Annotated in this window: 2 rRNA genes (1 of these 2 cut by a window edge); both read right to left on the bottom strand. The window is 54.3% G+C overall.

The features are described 5' to 3' along the window. Nucleotides 1-4 precede the first annotated feature (4 nt). Nucleotides 5-119, bottom strand: a 5S ribosomal RNA gene (gene rrf / locus C1924_RS01780). Between the two features lie 126 nt (nt 120-245). Next, nucleotides 246-1,655 (bottom strand): 23S ribosomal RNA (locus C1924_RS01775); it runs 1,471 nt beyond the window's last position.

Here is a 1,655-nt window from a genome sequence, read left to right as displayed (position 1 = left end):
TAAACCCTGGCGATGACCTACTCTCGCATGGCTTGAGCCACACTACCATCGGCGCAGCTGCGTTTCACTTCCGAGTTCGGGATGGGATCGGGTGGTTCCACAGCGCTAATTTCACCAGGGAGGCTTTTGGAGAGTCGCACTCGTCCCGATGGGACAAGGCGCCAGCCTCGCATAGTTCTTGTGACGTAGCGTGCACTTGGATGCTCTTACGACGTTGTCGTAAAGCCAAGGCAACTTGAGGTTATATGGTCAAGCCGCACGGATCATTAGTATCAGTTAGCTCAATGCATTGCTGCACTTACACACCTGACCTATCAACCACGTAGTCTACATGGTTCCTTCAGGGGGCTTGTGCCCCGGGAGATCTCATCTTGAGGCGCGCTTCCCGCTTAGATGCTTTCAGCGGTTATCGCTTCCGAACATAGCTACCCGGCAATGCCACTGGCGTGACAACCGGAACACCAGAGGTTCGTCCACTCCGGTCCTCTCGTACTAGGAGCAGCCCCTCTCAAATCTCCAACGCCCATGGCAGATAGGGACCGAACTGTCTCACGACGTTCTGAACCCAGCTCGCGTACCACTTTAAATGGCGAACAGCCATACCCTTGGGACCGACTACAGCCCCAGGATGTGATGAGCCGACATCGAGGTGCCAAACACCGCCGTCGATATGAACTCTTGGGCGGTATCAGCCTGTTATCCCCGGAGTACCTTTTATCCGTTGAGCGATGGCCCTTCCATACAGAACCACCGGATCACTAAGTCCTAGTTTCCTACCTGCTTGATCCGTCGATCTTGCAGTCAAGCACGCTTATGCCTTTGCACACAGTGCGCGATGTCCGACCGCGCTGAGCGTACCTTCGAGCTCCTCCGTTACTCTTTAGGAGGAGACCGCCCCAGTCAAACTACCCACCATACACGGTCCCCGACCCAGATAATGGGCCCAGGTTAGAACGTCAAGCACGACAGGGTGGTATTTCAAGGATGGCTCCACTGCAGCTAGCGCCACAGTTTCATAGCCTCCCACCTATCCTACACAGACGAACTCAACGTTCAGTGTAAAGCTATAGTAAAGGTTCACGGGGTCTTTCCGTCTTGCCACGGGAACGCTGCATCTTCACAGCGATTTCAATTTCACTGAGTCTCGGGTGGAGACAGCGCCGCTGTCGTTACGCCATTCGTGCAGGTCGGAACTTACCCGACAAGGAATTTCGCTACCTTAGGACCGTTATAGTTACGGCCGCCGTTTACTGGGGCTTCGATCAAGAGCTTCGCCTTGCGGCTGACCCCATCAATTAACCTTCCAGCACCGGGCAGGCGTCACACCCTATACGTCCACTTTCGTGTTTGCAGAGTGCTGTGTTTTTGATAAACAGTCGCAGCGGCCTGGTTACTGCGACCCTCTTCAGCTATAGCTCGCATGAGCCACCAAAAAGGGTGCACCTTCTCCCGAAGTTACGGTGCCATGTTGCCTAGTTCCTTCACCCGAGTTCTCTCAAGCGCCTGAGAATTCTCATCCTACCCACCTGTGTCGGTTTACGGTACGGTCTGCGTAAGCTGAAGCTTAGGAGCTTTTCCTGGAAGCGTGGTATCAGTGACTTCGCCATAAAGGCTCGTCTCGGTGCTCGGTCTTAAAGGATCCCGGATTTGCCAAA

The sequence above is a fragment of the Stenotrophomonas sp. ESTM1D_MKCIP4_1 genome (assembly GCF_003086895.1).
Classification (GTDB): domain Bacteria; phylum Pseudomonadota; class Gammaproteobacteria; order Xanthomonadales; family Xanthomonadaceae; genus Stenotrophomonas.
This window is presented reverse-complemented; position numbering and strand designations above follow the sequence as displayed.